The 17,535-nt window shown below is 59.7% G+C and carries 12 protein-coding genes and 1 pseudogene; 5 read left to right on the top strand and 8 right to left on the bottom strand.

Going from position 1 to position 17,535, the window contains the following annotated elements; genetic code table 11:
* Nucleotides 1-160 precede the first annotated feature (160 nt).
* A complete protein-coding gene (locus NMQ09_RS10360) occupies nucleotides 161-2,392 on the bottom strand; it encodes a CDC48 family AAA ATPase (protein WP_255194506.1) in 2,232 nt (743 codons plus the stop codon).
* 202 nt (nucleotides 2,393-2,594) lie between these two features.
* On the opposite strand from NMQ09_RS10360, the gene larC reads away from it, so the two are divergent.
* Nucleotides 2,595-3,974: a nickel pincer cofactor biosynthesis protein LarC gene (larC, locus tag NMQ09_RS10355; protein WP_255194505.1), complete on the top strand. Its 1,380-nt coding sequence runs from the start codon at nucleotides 2,595-2,597 to the stop codon at nucleotides 3,972-3,974.
* A 470-nt stretch (nucleotides 3,975-4,444) separates the two neighbouring features.
* Here the strand turns inward: larC and NMQ09_RS10350 are convergent, their stop codons facing one another.
* On the bottom strand, nucleotides 4,445-4,819 hold the full coding sequence (locus NMQ09_RS10350) for a hypothetical protein (protein WP_255194504.1): 375 nt from the start codon (nucleotides 4,817-4,819) through the stop codon (nucleotides 4,445-4,447).
* Nucleotides 4,820-5,421: 602 nt separating this feature from the next.
* On the opposite strand from NMQ09_RS10350, the pseudogene NMQ09_RS21170 reads away from it, so the two are divergent.
* A pseudogene (locus tag NMQ09_RS21170) lies at nucleotides 5,422-5,580 on the top strand (ATP-binding cassette domain-containing protein); the annotation flags it as partial.
* A gap of 429 nt (nucleotides 5,581-6,009) precedes the next feature.
* Nucleotides 6,010-6,180: a hypothetical protein gene (locus tag NMQ09_RS10345; protein ID WP_255194630.1), complete on the top strand. Its 171-nt coding sequence runs from the start codon at nucleotides 6,010-6,012 to the stop codon at nucleotides 6,178-6,180.
* 19 nt (nucleotides 6,181-6,199) lie between these two features.
* Here NMQ09_RS10345 and NMQ09_RS10340 read toward each other — a convergent pair whose 3' ends face one another.
* The 4 genes from NMQ09_RS10340 to NMQ09_RS10325 form a co-directional block, all read right to left on the bottom strand.
* Nucleotides 6,200-7,354 (bottom strand): glycosyltransferase family 4 protein, encoded by a 1,155-nt coding sequence (locus tag NMQ09_RS10340; RefSeq protein ID WP_255194503.1) that lies wholly within the window; start codon nucleotides 7,352-7,354, stop codon nucleotides 6,200-6,202.
* 38 nt (nucleotides 7,355-7,392) lie between these two features.
* Nucleotides 7,393-8,829 carry a sugar transferase gene (locus NMQ09_RS10335; protein WP_255194502.1) on the bottom strand — a complete coding sequence of 479 codons (1,437 nt, stop codon included), beginning with the start codon at nucleotides 8,827-8,829 and terminating at the stop codon, nucleotides 7,393-7,395.
* A gap of 387 nt (nucleotides 8,830-9,216) precedes the next feature.
* On the bottom strand, nucleotides 9,217-11,670 hold the full coding sequence (locus tag NMQ09_RS10330; protein WP_255194501.1) for an MFS transporter: 2,454 nt from the start codon (nucleotides 11,668-11,670) through the stop codon (nucleotides 9,217-9,219).
* A gap of 185 nt (nucleotides 11,671-11,855) precedes the next feature.
* Nucleotides 11,856-12,110 carry a hypothetical protein gene (locus NMQ09_RS10325; RefSeq protein WP_255194500.1) on the bottom strand — a complete coding sequence of 85 codons (255 nt, stop codon included), beginning with the start codon at nucleotides 12,108-12,110 and terminating at the stop codon, nucleotides 11,856-11,858.
* A gap of 481 nt (nucleotides 12,111-12,591) precedes the next feature.
* Between NMQ09_RS10325 and NMQ09_RS10320 the strand changes: the two genes are divergently transcribed.
* Both NMQ09_RS10320 and NMQ09_RS10315 read left to right on the top strand, forming a co-directional pair.
* Nucleotides 12,592-14,400, top strand: coding sequence for an ABC transporter ATP-binding protein (locus NMQ09_RS10320; RefSeq protein ID WP_255194581.1), 1,809 nt, complete (start codon nucleotides 12,592-12,594; stop codon nucleotides 14,398-14,400).
* Nucleotides 14,401-14,473: 73 nt separating this feature from the next.
* Nucleotides 14,474-15,316 (top strand): hypothetical protein, encoded by an 843-nt coding sequence (locus NMQ09_RS10315; RefSeq protein WP_255194499.1) that lies wholly within the window; start codon nucleotides 14,474-14,476, stop codon nucleotides 15,314-15,316.
* Nucleotides 15,317-15,411: 95 nt separating this feature from the next.
* Here NMQ09_RS10315 and NMQ09_RS10310 read toward each other — a convergent pair whose 3' ends face one another.
* Both NMQ09_RS10310 and NMQ09_RS10305 read right to left on the bottom strand, forming a co-directional pair.
* Nucleotides 15,412-15,861: a hypothetical protein gene (locus tag NMQ09_RS10310; protein ID WP_255194498.1), complete on the bottom strand. Its 450-nt coding sequence runs from the start codon at nucleotides 15,859-15,861 to the stop codon at nucleotides 15,412-15,414.
* 434 nt (nucleotides 15,862-16,295) lie between these two features.
* Nucleotides 16,296-17,219: an NAD-dependent epimerase/dehydratase family protein gene (locus NMQ09_RS10305; protein WP_255194497.1), complete on the bottom strand. Its 924-nt coding sequence runs from the start codon at nucleotides 17,217-17,219 to the stop codon at nucleotides 16,296-16,298.
* Nucleotides 17,220-17,535: the final 316 nt, after the last annotated feature.

Here is a 17,535-nt window from a genome sequence, read left to right as displayed (position 1 = left end):
TCCTCTCTCAGCCACCGAGTCGAACTGTGTTAACAATCACCATCAGACAGGAAGGATGATCGATCGAACGGTCGGTACGAACCCCGTAACAGAAGTGATAAATTGCCGTGAGAGCCAGTGGAGAGCGGCGGGTCGAATTCGACCCGGTCGAGTTACTGGATTACTGGAATCCGATTCGGCTACCACGACGGCCGGTGCCGGGCTCGACGGCCCTCGAGCCGCCCTTGAACTCCTCTTTGATCTGTTCGTAGTACTCGAGGATGTCGTCGGTGATCGTCGGCCGGACGTTCTCTAAGGCCTTCCGGAAGTGACGCATCTCGACTTCGTCGGCGTCGGCGTCCTCGCGCAGCGCTTCGATGGCCGCCTCGCGGGCGATCGACTCGAGGTCGGATCCCACGTAGCCCTCGGTGATCTCGGCGATCTCTCGGAGGCTGACGTCGGCGGCGAGCGGCATGTCCTCGGTGTGGATCTCGAGGATGCGCTCGCGGCCTTCGGTGTCGGGTTCGCCGATCATCACGAGGCGATCGAACCGACCCGACCGGAGCAGGGCGGGGTCGATCATGTCCGGACGGTTGGTCGCACCGATGACCATGACGTCGCCCATCTCCTCGAGTCCGTCGAGTTCCGTCAGTAGCTGGTTGACGACGCGCTCGGAGACGTTCGAACCGACGTCGCCGCCCCGGCCGGGGGCGAGCGAGTCGAGCTCGTCGAAGAAGATCACCGTCGGGGAAACCTGCCGGGCCTTCCGGAACGTCTGGCGGATCGCCTTCTCGGACTCGCCGACCCACTTGCTGAGCAGTTGCGGGCCGCGCACGGAGATGAAGTTGGCGTTGGTCTCGTTGGCGACGGCTTTCGCCATCAGCGTCTTGCCGGTGCCCGGCGGGCCGTAGAGGAGGACGCCGGCCGGCGGATCGATGCCCATCCGCTGGAACTTCTCCGGCCTGGTCAACGGCCACTCGACTGACTCTTGGACCTGCTCTTTGGCTTCGTGAAGACCGCCGACGTCGTTCCAGGTGATCTTCGGCAGCTCGACGAGCACCTCCCGCATCGCCGACGGCTCGACCTCGGCGAGCGCGCCCCGGAAGTCCTCGCGCTTGACGATCATCCGGTCGATCAGGCTCGGCGGGATGTCCTCTTCGTCGAGATCGATCTCCGGCAGGTAGCGCCGCAGGGCTTTCATCGCCGCCTCCTTCGTCAGGCTCTCGATGTCCGCACCGACGAAGCCGTGGGTCTCGTCTGCGAGGTGTGGGAGGTTGACGTCGTCAGAGAGGGGCATTCCACGGGTGTGGATCTGGAGAATTTCTTCCCTACCAACCTCGTCGGGGACGCCGATCTCGATCTCGCGGTCGAATCGGCCGGGTCGGCGCAGCGCGGGATCGACGCTGTCGACGCGGTTGGTCGCCGCGATGACGATCACCTGCCCACGGGCCTCTAAGCCGTCCATCATCGTGAGCAGCTGGGCGACGACCCGGCGCTCCACTTCGCCGGTGACGTCCTCGCGTTTGGGGGCGATCGAGTCGAGTTCGTCGATGAAGATGATCGACGGCGACTCCTCGCTCGCATCCTCGAAGATCTCTCGCAGCTGTTGTTCGGACTCGCCGTAGTACTTCGAGATGATCTCCGGGCCGGCGATCGAGAAGAAACTCGCGGAGGTTTCGTTGGCGACGGCTTTCGCCAGCAGCGTCTTGCCGGTGCCCGGCGGGCCGTGGAGCAGGACACCCTGTGGCGGTTCGATCCCCAATTTCTTGAAGATCTGGGGGTGTTTCATCGGCAGCTCGACCATCTCGCGGACGCGCTGGATCTCACCCTGTAAGCCGCCGATGTCCTCGTAGGTGATCCCGCCGCCGGTCTTCTCGTAGCCCGAGATCGGTTCTTCGCGCAGTTCGACGTCCGTGTCCTCGGTGATGAGTACGACGCCCTCGGGCTCGGTCTCGACGGCGATCAGCGGGATCGCCTGGCCGGGCGAGCGCATGAACGGATGGTTCGTCGAACTCATCACGGGAACGATGTCTCGGCCGACGACCGGCCGCTTGAGGATCTGACGTTTCACCATCCCGGCGGCGTCGGAGCCGAACTGGACCGACGCCTCTTCGGGTGGCGCGAGCACCAGCTGTTCGGCTTTCGTCGCCTCGGCTTTGCGGATCGTCACCCGCTCGCCGATCCCGACGTCGGCGTTCTGTCGGGTGAAGCCGTCGATGCGGACCGTGTCGGTGTTCCAGTCCTGCCGATCCGCCCGCCACACCTTCGCGGCGGTGCTATCGGCACCTTCGATCTCGATAATGTCACCCGGACTCAGCTTCAGGTGGAGCAGCGTGTCCGGATCGAGTCGGGCGATACCGCGACCCGAGTCGTTCGGGTACGCCTTCGCGACCTCCAGTTGGACTTCGTTCATGATTGCAGATGGACGGCGATGTTCCTACCTCCGGTTCGGGGGCGGATAGACTTTTTGCAAGCGTTCAGTTTCCCCACCATGCTAGATACTATCATAATACGGTCAGGGGCGGAGGTATATAGAGTCACCGGCGCCGGCCGATCTCGTGGACGTTTCGCCCGACACAGGTGGGTTTTTGTTCCCTCCTACCGGCGTGGTAGGTATGCGATTACTGGCGTTCGACGGACGCATGGGCGCGAGCGGCGACATGATCCTCGCCTCGCTACTCGACGCCGGAGCCGACCCCGACGCACTCGCCTCCGTCGAGGACGCACTCGAACTCGAGTACCGGATCGGAACGACGGTCAAGTGCGGGATCGAGTCGACGACCGTCGACGTGCTGTTGACCGACGAGGGGAACGACGCTCGCGATCACGACCACGGCCATCACCACGATCGCCACCACGACCGCGATCATCACCACGACGACCAGACGCACGCGCACGACCACAACGACGGCGACGACGACCACGACCACCATCACGACCCCGCGCACGAGCACGGCGACCACGACGACCACGATCACGTCCACGCCGAGGGCCACGGCCCCCACCGGAGCTACCTCGAGGTCGTCGAGATCGTCGAGGAGATGGGACTCCCGGCTGCGGTCGAGCGCGACGCCCTCGCCATCTTCGAACTGCTCGGGGAGGCCGAGGCGAGCGTCCACGGCTACGACCTCGAGGAGACCCACTTCCACGAGGTCGGCGCGGACGACGCCATCGCGGACGTCGTCGGCGCGAGCCTGTTGCTCGCCGACCTCGAGCCCGAACGCGTCGTGACCACGCCGCTGTCGACCGGCGGCGGGACCGTGGGCATGAGCCACGGCGAGTACCCCGTCCCGACGCCCGCAGTCGTCGAGCTCGCCGAGCGAGCCGACTGGACGCTCACCGGCGGCCCCGTCGAGAAGGAACTGCTCACGCCGACGGGGGCGGCCATCCTGGCCCACGTCGCCGACGGCGTCGAGACGCTGCCTGCGCTCTCGCTCGAGTCGTCGGGCTACGGCGCGGGCGGCTACGACCTCGACCCACACCCGAACGTGTTGCGCGCGCTCGTTGGTGAAACCACGGGCGGGCTCGTGAGCGACGACATCGCCGTCCTCGAGACGAACCTCGACGACGCGACGCCGGAGGTGCTCGGCGGCCTGCAGGAGACACTCGCCGAGGTCGGTGCGCGGGACGTCTCGATCCTCCCTGCGACGATGAAGAAATCCCGGCCGGGCCACCTCGTGAAGGTGATCTGCAAGCCCGAGGATCGCCAGCGGGTGGCGCGGCGCCTCGCCGAGGAGACGGGCACGCTCGGGGTTCGGGACGCTGGCGTAACCCACCGCTGGATTGCGAACAGGGAGTTCGAGACGGTGGCGCTCGAGGTTGACGGGAAGCGCTACGAGGTGGCGGTGAAAGTGGCGAGCGACGCCGACGGCGAGGTGTACGACGTGAGCGCGGAGTACGACGACGCGGCGGCGATCGGACGAAAGACCGGCGAGCCCGTTCGCGACATCATCTGGCGAGCGGAGCGAGCTACCCTGGCCAATCGGTCGGATTGAGAATCGAAGTATTCGTCTTCCTCCTCGTCGATGTCGACCTCGATTGACTGGCCGGTTTCCGCGGTCGTTGATTCCTGGTCGTCGGTTTGTGAGTGCGGTACGTACTGGTGAGTCAATTGCCACTGACAGTTCCCCGTCAATCTGTCCGACAACGAGTCTGGCCTTCAATCGGCGGACACGTTTCTCCGATATTCGACCAGTAATCGTTCGCTCGAACACGACGAAACGGGCCGCGACAGAAAGAATCTCGTCAGCGATGCCTCGAGTAGGTCACTCCGAGACGTAGGGTGTCAGGTGTCCGCTTCGGCGCGTCGTGATCGATCTCGGATCCGAGCGAGTTGCCGACCCGTTCACAGCTATAGCAATCGTTGAGTGTGAGCTATTGGTTGTACAGCAACCTACATTCGAAAAATAAAATGACGGTCGAAGTGTATCGGGAACACCGATACCATTCGATAGCTGCGCGTCAGTTACGTCTGGTTGTTGACCGGGTCGCCGATGCCGATGTCGATGTCACCGATAGAGATGCCAGTGTTAGCGTCCTGGTCAACTATTGCCGTGTTGGACTGGCCGACATCCTGGCTCTGGCTCACAGATGCGCTAGCGGACGTGCTGGACTTGTAGTTCTTATCGCTGACCGTAGTTGCGTCAGCAGTTGCGGTACCTACTTGCTGGTTGAAGTTGCCCTGGTTGACTTCAGCGATGTTCACCGCATCACCGGTTTCGATGTTGATTCCGTCGTCAACTGGCTCGTTGACTTGTGCCGCTGCCGTTCCTGCGAACCCCATAAACATGAGCCCGCCGATCATCGCTACCGCCAATGTGATTGCGATTGTGCGTTTCATTGTTTTTTACCGGGTGGACGCATCACACGCAGCGAATTACGATGTGACTCGTCGCAGGAAGTGATACACCACCACTTTCCTGCACACGTTTTGCTGTGACACGTCGCCCGGCCAAATCTCATTACAGGACCGTACTTATACCCAGAGAACGGTTTCGGGAGCATAAGCAGGTTAGAAGGCAGAATGAATACGTTCATTCACGGTGACTGAATCGTCAGTTCCAATGGTTGATATCCGGTTGCTGGTAGGACGATGCTATCTGACTCCCTGAAAATAGTTCATCCGAATTTCTTTCTCCGCCCCCTCCCCGAAATATCAGCTAGTAGTTGTACCGACGACACACAGTATGTGATGACATTTCCGAGCTAGTGATGAATAGACGTTATTTCCCGAGGAGTGTTGACACGGCTCAAGTGCCTACCCTCGACTATAGCAACCGCTGAAAGTCAATACAACCTGATCACACGGCGGCTGTGCGATCGGTGTAAAACTGCGAACCGACTAAGGGGCTCTGGCCAATACCGACATCGATCAATCGAATCGAGTTCGACACCGTCTGATTCAGCTACGTTTGGAGCGATGAAACGGTTCTCCGCGACGTCTCCTTTTGGTTCGATCGGCGCGAGGTTATCGCGTTCGCCGGCCCACCCAATGCCGGGACGTCGACGGTCGCGTCGTTGCTCGCCAGAATGTACGCACCCGATCGTGGCAACGTTCGAGCCAACGGTATTCCAAGAACCGATCTCGACGTTCAGGAGTAGCGCTCTCGAGTGAGCGCCATCAGACAGGGCTCGCACGTCTTCAACGATACGCTTTGACGGAACGTGACCATCAGGAACCGAGACGCGATGCAAGCCGAAATCAATGGAGGTTGTGAAATTCCACAGGTGATCGAGTTTTTCCCGAGAAACCAGGCGAGGGAAATCCCGTCCTCGATGATCACGGAGGCGACAACGACGGTGGGTCGCGATCGCTCGTGTGTTGAAAGAGGCAGACTTGCTGATACTGGACGAAGCGACGAGCGGCCTATAGTACCAACTGAAACGGGTTACACACTGCTTGTAGTGGAGCGGCCAAAACTGGCAGCGCAAGCCAGTTTGGCCGCTTGATCGCGAGCAGGTGTGCACTGACGTTCAGTGGCTACTATAGAGACGGCCCTCGAACAGCGAGCTCACGAGGAGATCAAATCGATGACCCGAGACGACGCGATGCTGGTGATTGCTCACAGGCTCTCGACGGTAACCAACGCCGATCGAATCTACACGATGGAAGACGGAGAGATCGTGGAGTCCGGACCCCACGAGGAGTTGCTGTCGAACCCGAGTGCGTACTCGTCGCTGTACGCGTTGCAGTCGCAGTAGGTCTGTAGCGACCCAATCGTCAGGACGAATCGTTCGTGTTGTTCGCCACCGCGAGGTGTTCACCGTCGGGGAGGTCCCCGATCTCCCGTAGATATCGGGTCGTTTTATCAACGGTGTGCTGCCACTCGTACCCTCCCGCCTCGATCGCTGCCCTCGGTGAGCGCACGGTGTGATCAAGCAACTCGTCTTCGAGCGCGCTCGCAAACTCGTCCGGGCACCCTGTCGTCGCGGTTTGCCCGCCTCTCTCGACAATTGATGTGAGCTGGTCGAGATCGCTCGTCACGACTGGCGTCCCGGTAGCCATCGCCTCTAACACCGTTCGTGGAACGCCCTCGGACCTGCTCGGAAGGACCAGCACGTCCGAACTGCGATACACCCCTGGCATCTCGTCGTACGGAACCTGCCCGTGAAACCGGACACTGTCCCGAAGGCCGAGGTCGCGAGCGATCGATTTCAGCTCACTCCGAAGCGGTCCGTCGCCACAGAAGTGTAATTCGACGTTCGGGAACGTTTCGCGAACCTGAGCGACGGCACAGAGTGCGTCGGTCGGCCGTTTTCCCTCGACCAGTCGGCCGACGAATAACACCACGGGGCCGTCGTGATCGATCGGCTCGCTCTCTGATTCGTCTGGCGTGAACCGTTCCGTGTCGATCCCGTTCGAGACGACCTCGATTCGGCTCGAGACGCCGAACTCCCGTACCCGTTCCCTGTCGGTCTCAGTATAGCAAAACACGACGTCGGCCTGGTCGAACGTCCACCGGCCGATCGATCGGAGATACAGGTCGAACGCCCACTCGGAGGCGTTCTGCGAGTAGAGGCCATGGTTGGTGATCGCGAGCGGCACGTCTCTGAGTGCGGCCTTCAGTGCGGCCAGGTTCGTCGAGAAATACAGGTGAGAATGGGCGTGGACGACATCGAACGCTGTCGCATCGAACAGATACCGAGCGACGCCAGGACTGACGTCGTTCCCGAGCAGTTCGAACGCCGGATCTTGCCGAACTACAGTGTACCCGTCGCGCTCCTCGATCCGTGGCAGGTTCGTATCCTGACGAACGGTAAGGACAGTGACGTCGTGGCCCATCGCTGCCTGATCGCGGCTCATGGCGTGAACGTGGTACGGTCCGCCACCGTTCACGTCCGGATAGACCTTCTGGGCGACTCGAAGAATTCGCATCCTCTCTGTCCGGTGTCGACGATCTCTGCTGGCCCGTCTCATCGTCGCACAACCTCGTACACGTCTCCGAACACGTTCCAGAGCTGACGGACCACGATCTTCACGTCGAACCAGATCGTCTGCTGGCGGATATATTCAAGATCGTACTGAAGCTTCGTGCTCGGATCGGTGCTCTTCGCGTCGTTGATCTGTGCCAGTCCGGTCAGTCCCGGTTTGACGAACCACCGTTTGCGCCACGTGGGAGTGTCCTGCTCGAGCAACTGTTCCTCGTTGACCCACGCGGCCCGCGGACCGACGACGCTCATCTGCCCGACGAGGATCGACCAAAGCTGGGGCAGTTCGTCCAGGTGTGTTTTCCGCAATACCTGACCGGCATGGGTGATCCGATCGTTTTCGTGGTCCTCAGTCGGGACGGCGGAGCCCTCTTCGGGGACCATGGTCCGGAATTTGTACACGACGAAAGTGTCCCCGAATCCAGAGGTTCGCTCTTGGCTGTACAGCACTGGTCCGGGACTGTCGAGCTTGATCACGGTCGCGATCCCGAGCATCAGCGGTGCGAGCGCGGCCAACCCGACACTGGCGAAGACCACGTCGAAGACGCGTTTGAACAGGTGATCGAGCGGATCCCACGGCTCGAGATCCACGTCCACCAGTTCATTCATTTCGTCCGTCGAAACTAGCACGCTGTTCGCGTACTCCCGGTGTACTTTGGCGTCGACACCCTGTTCGTGACAGGCGTTCAATGCGCCGAAGAACTCCGCACGGTCGGCGTGTCGGAATGCCAATACGACGGTGTCGACGTCGTAGTCGACGAGCAGGTCCCGAAGCCGTGACAGGCCGCCGAGATGTGGGAGCGTGCTCGCACTCCGTTGTGAGTCGAGATCGGCGTCGTCACCAACGATGATTCCACCGTCTGCAGCAGGCTCGCTAGATTCACGCACGGCGCTCGTGCCGATCGAAGGGCAGAGGTAGCCGAGAGCGGAGACTGGTACCGACGGGGCGATCTGCCTGATCTGGGCCGGGTCGTCGCCGACGACCAGCGTCCGTCCGGGCTCGCTGGGTGGCCGACGACGGATCCAGACGAACCACGCTGGAATCACGACCGCCAGCGTTCCGATCGTCATCACGAGCGTCGCTCGCGGGAGCCGATGTGACCATTTGAAATACCCGAGCGTCGCGAGTGCGAGGCCACCGACGAGGACGCGCTTCTGTGCGAGAAAAACGGTATCGAGGACGCGTCGCGGCTGTGGCTTGTACAGCGGAACGAGACTCCCGGCGACGGCGAGGACGGTCAGTGCGATTGCCCAGTAGAGCGACTCGCCGGTCAGGACGGTCACCTCGAGACGGTTGAACAGGGGTACGTAGGTCGTAAACACCCACTGGGTGAGCGGCTGGTTCGCGACGAGTACCGCCCCGGCGGTCAGGGAGATGACGCTGAGGACGCTCACCGCGCGGTACTGCCAGCCTGTTACCATTCATTGCGTGGCACATCCGCCGATAATATAGCCTATTTGATGTTTTCTCGTGGGGGTTTACTATCGGAAGATAAGTTGTCATCCTGACGATACCGTTTCGATGCAACGGGCGTACGGTAGTCGGTGAAACGGTTCGTACGCCGGTGCTTACTGGATCAAGTCGTCGAACCACGGGCTGGCATTCGCCGCCCCTATCGATATTTTCACCCCCAAAGTCGAGGTTTCGCCGGATAAATCGTCGTCATAGCTGTAACGACATCGCGGGACAGGTCACCCACTCGACGAGCGCCCGAGCTGAAATCTCGCATAGTCACACGATACCGGCCGTGGCGGTATCAGAGCCATCAGGAGACCTGCCACGCGTTACGCCGACCAGAGGCGACACCGTCACTCGAGAGAGATCGTCGAACCGTTCTCGACATCCGCTGCGGACACGGTAACGTCGCGATCACCGACCGTGTAATCACCGGGATAGGGAACCGTCACTTCCAGCGTCCCGTCCTGTTGTGCGGTCACCTCCCGCTCGTACGTGAGCGTTTCGCCCGAGACCGTCACCTTGGTTTCGATCGACACCATCTCTTCCGGTTCGACGGTTGCAGTGATCGTCGCTCCAGGGACGACGGCAAACGCGGTCTCTTCGTCGCCGACGTAGATCGCCTGGTAGTGCTCGAGCGGTACGGTGTCCTCGCCACCCGTTCCGAGGTTATCGTGGAGCCGCGCCTGCGAAATCTCCTCCGGGTACGTTCCGTCTTCGTCGTTCATCACGACGTAACCGACCTGACTCTCCTCGAACTCCTCGTACCAGCCGTCCGGATCGTCATCGGTCTGGAACGCTTCGAAATTGTCGAGGGCGTATGCGTACCGATCGGCCTCCTCGTTGACGAAGTAGTTGTACATCCGGTTATCGCCCCAGTTGCTCAGCACGAAGTTCTCCGGGTACTCCCGATCGACATCCGCGGCGTGGTCGTCGATAGCCATCGCCGCTTCGAACTCCCCATCGCTGTACGCCGTCTGTCCGACGATCGACGGGAGAAACAGCAAGCTCATTCCGAAGATCAGCAAGCAAATCCAGACGAGCGAGACGAGCGTCACGGTATCTCCCGGGACGACGAAACTCGGTTCGCGTGCTTGCTCGTCTTCCGTGGCGCCCCCACCGTCTGCCGCGGCGGTCTGTGTGTTCCGATCGCCGGATTCATTCTCGTCGGACCCGCGGAGCGGGGCCGGAACGCGGGCGACGTTCGCCCACGCGAGCAGGTGGACGAAGCCTAGCCCACCGAGTACCGCGAACGGGATCGTCAACTGCCCGGCGAAGCGAGCCTGGATCGCCGCCAGCACGAGCCAGAAGCTGCCGTAGACGGAGAGTAACGTCCACCCGGGCGCATAGCGCCGAACAGAGGTCCAGCAGGCCCATCCCAGAACTAAGAGCGCAATGTAGAACCAGACTCCGAACTGCGATAGGGGTCCGATGACGATCGCCTGGTCTACCGAGAACAACGACGTCGTCTCCCTTGCTCCTCCTCTGAAAAACAGGTCACTGGCCCGTTCGACGAGCCTGGTCCAGTCGCCCGGCCGCAGGTATCGGAACGTGAGGAGGCCGAAACCAGCGAAACCAATCTCGACGCCGACGAGTCCCCACGCAGGCCACTCGAGACGACGCCACAACTCTCCGAGTCCGACGACGGCAACGGCACCGATGACCACAAGCACCGGGATCGCCGCGGTGAACACCTCGTGCCACCCCCAGCCGAAGTGCAAGAACGCGGCGAGAACCGCCCCCAGCCCCAATCCGACGAGAACTGGCAAGTTCGCCAACGCTGGCGGAATGCCGGCCCGGACGTCGACCGCGACTTTCAGCGCGACGTACGCCGCAGCGGGAACGAGCAACAGGACACCTCCACCCCAGGCGTGGACCGAGAACGCGATGGCGAGACCCAGCGCGACGGCGGCCACCCACGTCCACGATTGCTGGAGGTGCTCGCGAATCGCCGCTTGCGTCGTCGGTGCTCCGGCCCGTCGCTGATCGAGGTCGACGGCCAGCCACGCGAGCGTCAGCATCGTCACGCCGATCCAGAAGTACTGGTGCGGCCGGTGCTCGAGAAAGCCAATAGTCGAGTACACGGCGTGCAGTGGAGTGATCGCTAGTAGGACGACCGCCACGACCCCGACACGAGCGTCGTCGCTGACGATCACGGCGAGCCAGTAGACGACGACGCCGAGCGCGAGCGTCGCGACGACGGGGAACCACGCGGCGACCATGTCCGCTGCCCACTGATCCCCGCCGAGCAACGTGGCGAACAGCCAGTTCGCGGCGTGAGTCAGCGGCCTCGTCTCGGCCGCCCTCTCCGGCATATCGGTTATCACGATCCCGTCGCTCTCTGCGAGGAGTTCCTCCAGCCAGTACCGGTAGTGGTACGGATCGTTCGACGGTGAGACGACATGCTCGCCGCGAATCACTGACGAATAAATTAGCGTTCGCGTCGCAAACAGCACGCCGAGCGCGGCGGCTAGCGCAGCAGCGGCGCGTCGATCGAGGTCGGTCGGGACCGCGAAATCGAGTCCGGTGTTCCGATCGTTTTCGACTGAAACTGGCCTACCTTCGATCCCGGCTCGAACGCCTTCTCGGCTCGAGACGCGGTACTCGCCGTCGACCTTCGTGACGATTCCGCGTGAGACGAGTTCGCCGAACGTTCCCGAACCGAGCGGTAGCTCGTCGAAGGTCCACGTGTCGTGTTCGGAGTCGATCGTGAGGAGTGTCTCGAGTATATGCACTCCGTCGTCGTACTCCTCGTGGAATGCTGTTGTCGCATCAGCGACTGTTGTGGGATCCTGTTCCTCGACCATCCTCCCCTCTCTGTGTACAGCGTGATCATTTCACCCCCGGAGAACGCTACGTCCGGGTCAGTGACCGGTCTGACGTCGGACGACCCGGTATAGTCTGCTGTGGGTGCACCTTTCGCGAGCCATTGTCGACAGGCAGTTATTGTTTTCCTCTACCTACACGCTTGAAAGACGAGTTCAGTACTTCATTATCGACCCCTGTCGAACTCGGAGAACAGCTCGTTCGCGGCGAAACCGGCGGAAAATATGTCGTTCGTGAGGGACGCGAGTTTACCCGTCCTATACGCGCAGACCGCCTCGAGCAGCGCGTCGTCTCCTGGCGTCGGTCGCGGCGCCTCGCCGTAGACGGCCGACGACGTCATGAGCGCGTTCTCACGAAACTGGCTGTGCGGGCGGTCGTCGTTGACGGCTGTTCGAGAGGCGAGGTGAAAGACGACGTCCACCTCAGGTGACCGGCCGACTCGAGAGGATCTCCTACGACTGCGACGCTCAGCAGGCGAACGACCTCGAGCAGCACGCGGGTGCGCAACTCGAGCAGGTCCAGTTCATCTCCCAGGAGAACGTCAACGAGCAGCAAGCCGCTATCGCCGAGAACGCGAACGGCTCCGGCTCGGCTCCGGCTCCGCGACGAAGTCTGGGCTGGCGCGTAACTGAACCGCCTCCAGAAGTCGTTCGCCAGCCGAATATCGTTCGTACCAACAGGTGTCGTGGAAATTGTCGCTTGTAAGCGGCGGAGGGTTCCTCAAGTGGCAATATCACTGTCGAAACCGGTTTGGAGCGCTGAACTGAGGCGACTTGCGTACACACGCGGGCGATGTCGAAACGAGGGTTAGCTGTTGGTTTCTCCGCTAAAACGACCGACGAGATTTTATGGAGACTGCTGATACAGACGGGAGAACCACTCTTCGACACTGCTGTGCTACAATGTCTCCCACTGATACGACGGACGATATCGCCTGGCGCAAGAAAGGACAGGCGTTATACCGGGTTGCGAAATTCCACCCTCCGTTAGCCGTCGCAATCGTCGTGCTGAGCGTCGTTGCGGCATTTCTCGAGGGGATCGGCCTCGGGTTCATCATGCCGATTCTCGAGGTCGCCCAGGGCGAACAGTCGGCCGAGAACGGCGACGCCTTCCTCGAGGTCTTCCTCATGCTGTACGAGACGGTAGGAATCCCGTTCACGCTCGGCTACCTGATCGCTGGCGTCACGGCCGTGATGACCGTCCGATTTACGACCTCGTTTCTGGTCAACTGGCTCAGTGCAGCGATCGTCACGAAATACGTCCGCTATCTACAGGAAGAAGCGTTCAATCACGCGATCGAGGCAGATGTCTCGTACTACGATCGGGAGGGGTCAGACGATATCCTCAACGCGATCGTCACGCAAGCAGAGTACGCAGGAAGCGTCATCAAGTACGCATTGCGCTGTGTCGAACAGGGATTGCTCGCCGCGATGTATCTCACTATTGCGTTGCTCATTTCGCCACTATTGACGGTTCTCACGGCGGTCTTTCTCGGCGGGATAACCGTGCTGTTCAGGCACGTCCTCGACACCGGCTATTCGCTCGGCGATAAGGTTGCGAATGCAAAAGAGGGAATCCAGAGCCAGGCCCAGGCGGGAACCCAGGGCGTCAGAGAAGTCAAAATATTCGGGATGATCGACGAACTCCGGTCGGGGTTCTCGAAATCGATCGAGCAGTTCGAACGAAACTCGATCAGGATCGAACGGAACGACGCAGCCATCACGAACTTCTACCAACTCATGACGGCAGTAGCCGTCTTCGGGTTGATCTACGCCGGATTGACGTTGTCCTCGATGACGCTCGCCGAACTGGGAGTCTTCCTGTTCGCGATGTACCAGCTCGGACCGAAGGTCAGTAGCTTGAATAAGTACGTTTATCGATTCGAAAGTCAACTCCCACATCTCGTTCGAACCCAGGAGTTCCTCGAGGAACTCGAACAGAACCGCGAGCCAACGGACGGATCGAGGCCGGTTCCGAAGCCGGTCGACCGGATTGAGTTCGACGACGTTCGATTCAGCTACGACTCGAGCGACGAGTCGGTGCTGCGTGACGTCTCGTTCGAGTTCACCCGCGAGGAGTTCGTCGCGTTCGTCGGCCCTTCGGGCGCAGGGAAGTCGACGATCGCCTCGCTGCTCGCGAGGCTGTACGAACCCGATCGCGGTGAGATTCGTGCCGACGGCGTCCCGATCGACGACACTGACATACAGGAGTGGCGCTCTCGAGTGGCAGTCGTCAGGCAAGACCCACACGTATTCAACGAAACGCTTCGGCGAAACGTCACGGCCGGGAACCGGGGTGCGACCCAGGCGGAGATCGAAGCGGCCTGTGAGATCGCACAGGTGACCGAGTTCCTCGAGGACCTGCCGGACGGGTACGATACCGTCCTCGGCGATCAAGGCGTGAAGCTGTCCGGTGGCCAACGCCAGCGGGTCGCGATCGCTCGAGCGTTACTGAAAGACGCAGACCTGCTGATTCTGGACGAAGCGACGAGCGATCTGGATACCGCGCTCGAGCAGCAGGTACACAGTGGAATCGAGTCGATGGAACGGGACTACGCGATGTTGGTGATCGCACACCGGCTCTCGACGGTGACGAACGCAGATCGAATCTACACGATGGAAGATGGCCGAATCGTCGAAGCCGGTCCTCACGAGGAGTTGTTATCGAACGCCGATACGTACTCCTCGCTGTATTCGTTACAGTCAGGATAAATAATCCTCTCAGCAAATAGCGTGATACACTTCTCGTCATGGAATTTGCACGGTCAATAAGGGGTGAGAATGTATGACTTACCGAATCATTTCGAAAGGAGTGTACACCCTAAAACGAGAGGGTGTATCTGACTTTATCAAAGGGGTTTTTCGATTTTCGATGAAGCAGATAGTGCCGAATAGTTATCGGAGGTGGTATGCCCGAAGAAAATATCCACTTCCAACTGATCTCGAAAATTACAGCAACCCACCGGATCCATTTGAGACACTTCTGGTGAAAACAGAGGATATCCAGCACTTTTCCGGCCGAAATTTCCCACCATATTACGGAAATGATGCCAGGCTAGGGACAGTTATGGGGGGAGACTGGGATAAAAGTGGTCCTGAAGATATCGACCCAGTATACGAGTCACGATACAAACTCTATCGTAGTGGTGCGGAGCGTTTTACCGAAAGTATCTTTTACAATTCACTTAAAGATCATTTCCAGAATAACACTCCGTGGGAAGAGACAGAGTGGTTTCAACATTGTGTTGATTTCATCAATGCAGAACAGTTAGTGACGAAAGGAGTTTCTACGCGGTCAGGTCTCAAACTACGATGTAAAGAAATCGACCTATTATTCGATAAAATAACAGAAGAAGGCTACAGAACTCAAGCTGAATTAGGAAATTACCCTGTCGCTGCGAAGGAAATAAATGTAGATGTCGGTCGTGATGGAACGCTTCTCTTTGTTAACGGTAGAAACAGGCTCGCAATCGCTAAAATATTGGGTATCGATACGCTTCCCGTTGGCGTATACGTTCGGCACAGGAAGTGGATGCAACACCGAGAGGATAGTGTGAGATCTACTTCACCTCACAATACCTCGTACGCGAACCATCCAGATCTTCTAGACATAGGACTGGATACGTAATGGAGACGGGAGATGAATAAAGTCACCACCTTTTACTAGTTAGTCGAACTAAAACTTTCGGCTCACTCCCATCACTAGAGGGAGCAAGATTCACGTCAGCCAGTTATATTCCCGTACGGTTCGACCAGGTCGGGATGGTCAAGGGAATCGACACGCTGCTCGCGAGTCCGTTCCCACTCATTGTGTCTCGTCCAGACCAGTGCCGGGATCGTATCGATCTCCAGGGCTCTCGCCAGAAACAATCGATGTTGTCCTCTGGTTCGCCAGAGCAGTTGTCCGTCACGGCCAATGTCGACGACCACCTCGTTGAAATACGGGTGGACGGCATCGTTGTTCTCGCCGAAGACGTCGTACCCTCGTTCGAGCAGTTCGTACTGAGTGAGGTAGCCGTTTCGCCTGAGGTTCGCGTACAACTCGTCGACTTCCTCGAGAGAACTGACGAACTCGTCTCGCTCCCATCCCGAGTAGTGTCCGTCCTCGAACTGTTGGTCGATCACCCGCTGGATCCCGTTGGATCTCCACGCCAGCCCATCGACGTACCGCATTTCCAGCAACACGTACTGCGGCCTGTCGCTCAGCGGGGTCGTGGATCGATCCCAGTCACCGCCGACGACAGAGCCGAACTCGCGGTCTGTCCCTGGCGATGCATGGGTAATCTCCGACGGATCGACGGGGATGAGCTTGAAAGGATTCTCATCGGAGTATCCCGCACAGTTTCGTGAGGAGACGAGTTGGTGGTACGCTCTGGTAGCTGTGGTTACGGTCTTGAAGAGACAGTCTGCTGACCTCGAAGAGAGTCTGTACGTGGCGCCACCACAGCCGGATCGATCCAGAGCGACGCGTCTGGACAGTTTGAATGTCGCGGATATCGGATCGAGCCGTCGATACCGTTCTCCGTAGAGCGCTCCCACGAGTGACCGGTTTCGCTTCACGATATAAAAGTTCGCGGCGGCTACACCGCAGACGGCTACCGCCTTCGTCAGCCGATGCTGGGTTCCGACAGCAACTCTCGAGTAGCCTGGCGAACGGCCGCGTCGCTCTCGGTCGATGGCTCCCATCCAAGCGCGGCCAGTTTCTCGATCGAGAGTCGCATCTTCGGGATGTCGCCCGTCCAGCCGCGTTCGCCGCCGGTATACTCGTATGCCGGATCGACACCTATCTCGTCGGCGACGATGTCTGCAATCCGATTCACGGACGTCGTCGTTCGCGTGCCGAGGTTAACAGACGTCATCGGACCGGTGGTCTCCTCGAGAACGTGGAGCATCGCGTCGATGCAGTCGTCGACGTGCATGTAGGACTTCTCCTGGCGGCCGTTTCCGAGAATCGTCAGCGTCTCCGGATCTGCCTGGAGCTTCTCGATGAAATCGGGGACGACTGCACCGCGAAGTCGCGGACCAACGATGTTTGCGAAGCGAACGTTCCGGACCGTCATTCCGTGTGAGTGGGCTGCGGTCGCCAGCAACCCTTCGCAGGCGAGCTTGCTCGCCCCGTAGGCGCTGATCGGCTCGAGCGGCGCGTAATCCTCCGGCGTCGGCCGCGGCGCCTCGCCGTAGACAGTCGACGACGAGGTGAACACGAGGGTGTCGACGCCGTGGGATCGCATCGCCTGCAGGAGCGACGACGTCATGAGAGTATTCTCACGAAACTGGCTGTGCGGTTGGTCGTCGTTCACGGCTTTCCGAGAGGCGAGGTGGAACACGACGTCCAGCTCCGGGTGGATGGCCGACTCGAGGAGTTCTCGCTCGAGCAGGTCGCCTTCGACGAACGTAGCTTCCGATGGTACCCACTCGCGCTTGCCGCTCGAGAGGTCGTCGACGACCGTGACAGAGTCACCTCGTTCGACCAGCCGTTCGGCGAGGTGTGAGCCGATAAAGCCGGCCCCACCTGTGACAGCCGCCCTCATGACCTCCGCATCCACAACCCGGACTATAGCTGTAATGCAGTTAGTCAAATAATACGAATTATACTGTGTTCTGTCTGTTGGAGAAAATATATAGTAGTTGATTGTATTAGTCGGACAGGCATATATTCCCTTCATCGATACCATTTTTCTCACTTATAAGTTATACTGATATATTGGTAGATGGCGTTTCTAGATGAATATAGATAGGCGAAGCAATTTAGCCACGGGTCCGAACCAGATACAGACGGTCTTTCCAAGACAAATCTTAAATTTTAGATTAGATAGAAAATATATCAATATAGTTTAGAGTGTTTTA

The sequence above is a fragment of the Natronobeatus ordinarius genome (genome assembly GCF_024362485.1).
In the GTDB taxonomy this organism is placed as follows: domain Archaea; phylum Halobacteriota; class Halobacteria; order Halobacteriales; family Natrialbaceae; genus Natronobeatus; species Natronobeatus ordinarius.
The sequence above is the reverse complement of the archived record's forward strand: the minus strand, read 5'-3'. Positions and strand labels throughout refer to the sequence as shown.

What these genes read in the sequence shown, in the direction of transcription:
- NMQ09_RS10360 (WP_255194506.1), bottom strand. Translation starts at nt 2,392, where the DNA reads ATGAACGAAGTCCAACTGGAGGTCGCGAAGGCGTACCCGAACGACTCG.
- larC (WP_255194505.1), top strand. Translation starts at nt 2,595, where the DNA reads ATGCGATTACTGGCGTTCGACGGACGCATGGGCGCGAGCGGCGACATG.
- NMQ09_RS10350 (WP_255194504.1), bottom strand. Translation starts at nt 4,819, where the DNA reads ATGAAACGCACAATCGCAATCACATTGGCGGTAGCGATGATCGGCGGG.
- NMQ09_RS10345 (WP_255194630.1), top strand. Translation starts at nt 6,010, where the DNA reads ATGACCCGAGACGACGCGATGCTGGTGATTGCTCACAGGCTCTCGACG.
- NMQ09_RS10340 (WP_255194503.1), bottom strand. Translation starts at nt 7,354, where the DNA reads ATGCGAATTCTTCGAGTCGCCCAGAAGGTCTATCCGGACGTGAACGGT.
- NMQ09_RS10335 (WP_255194502.1), bottom strand. Translation starts at nt 8,829, where the DNA reads ATGGTAACAGGCTGGCAGTACCGCGCGGTGAGCGTCCTCAGCGTCATC.
- NMQ09_RS10330 (WP_255194501.1), bottom strand. Translation starts at nt 11,670, where the DNA reads ATGGTCGAGGAACAGGATCCCACAACAGTCGCTGATGCGACAACAGCA.
- NMQ09_RS10320 (WP_255194581.1), top strand. Translation starts at nt 12,592, where the DNA reads ATGTCTCCCACTGATACGACGGACGATATCGCCTGGCGCAAGAAAGGA.
- NMQ09_RS10315 (WP_255194499.1), top strand. Translation starts at nt 14,474, where the DNA reads ATGACTTACCGAATCATTTCGAAAGGAGTGTACACCCTAAAACGAGAG.
- NMQ09_RS10310 (WP_255194498.1), bottom strand. Translation starts at nt 15,861, where the DNA reads ATGCGGTACGTCGATGGGCTGGCGTGGAGATCCAACGGGATCCAGCGG.
- NMQ09_RS10305 (WP_255194497.1), bottom strand. Translation starts at nt 17,219, where the DNA reads ATGAGGGCGGCTGTCACAGGTGGGGCCGGCTTTATCGGCTCACACCTC.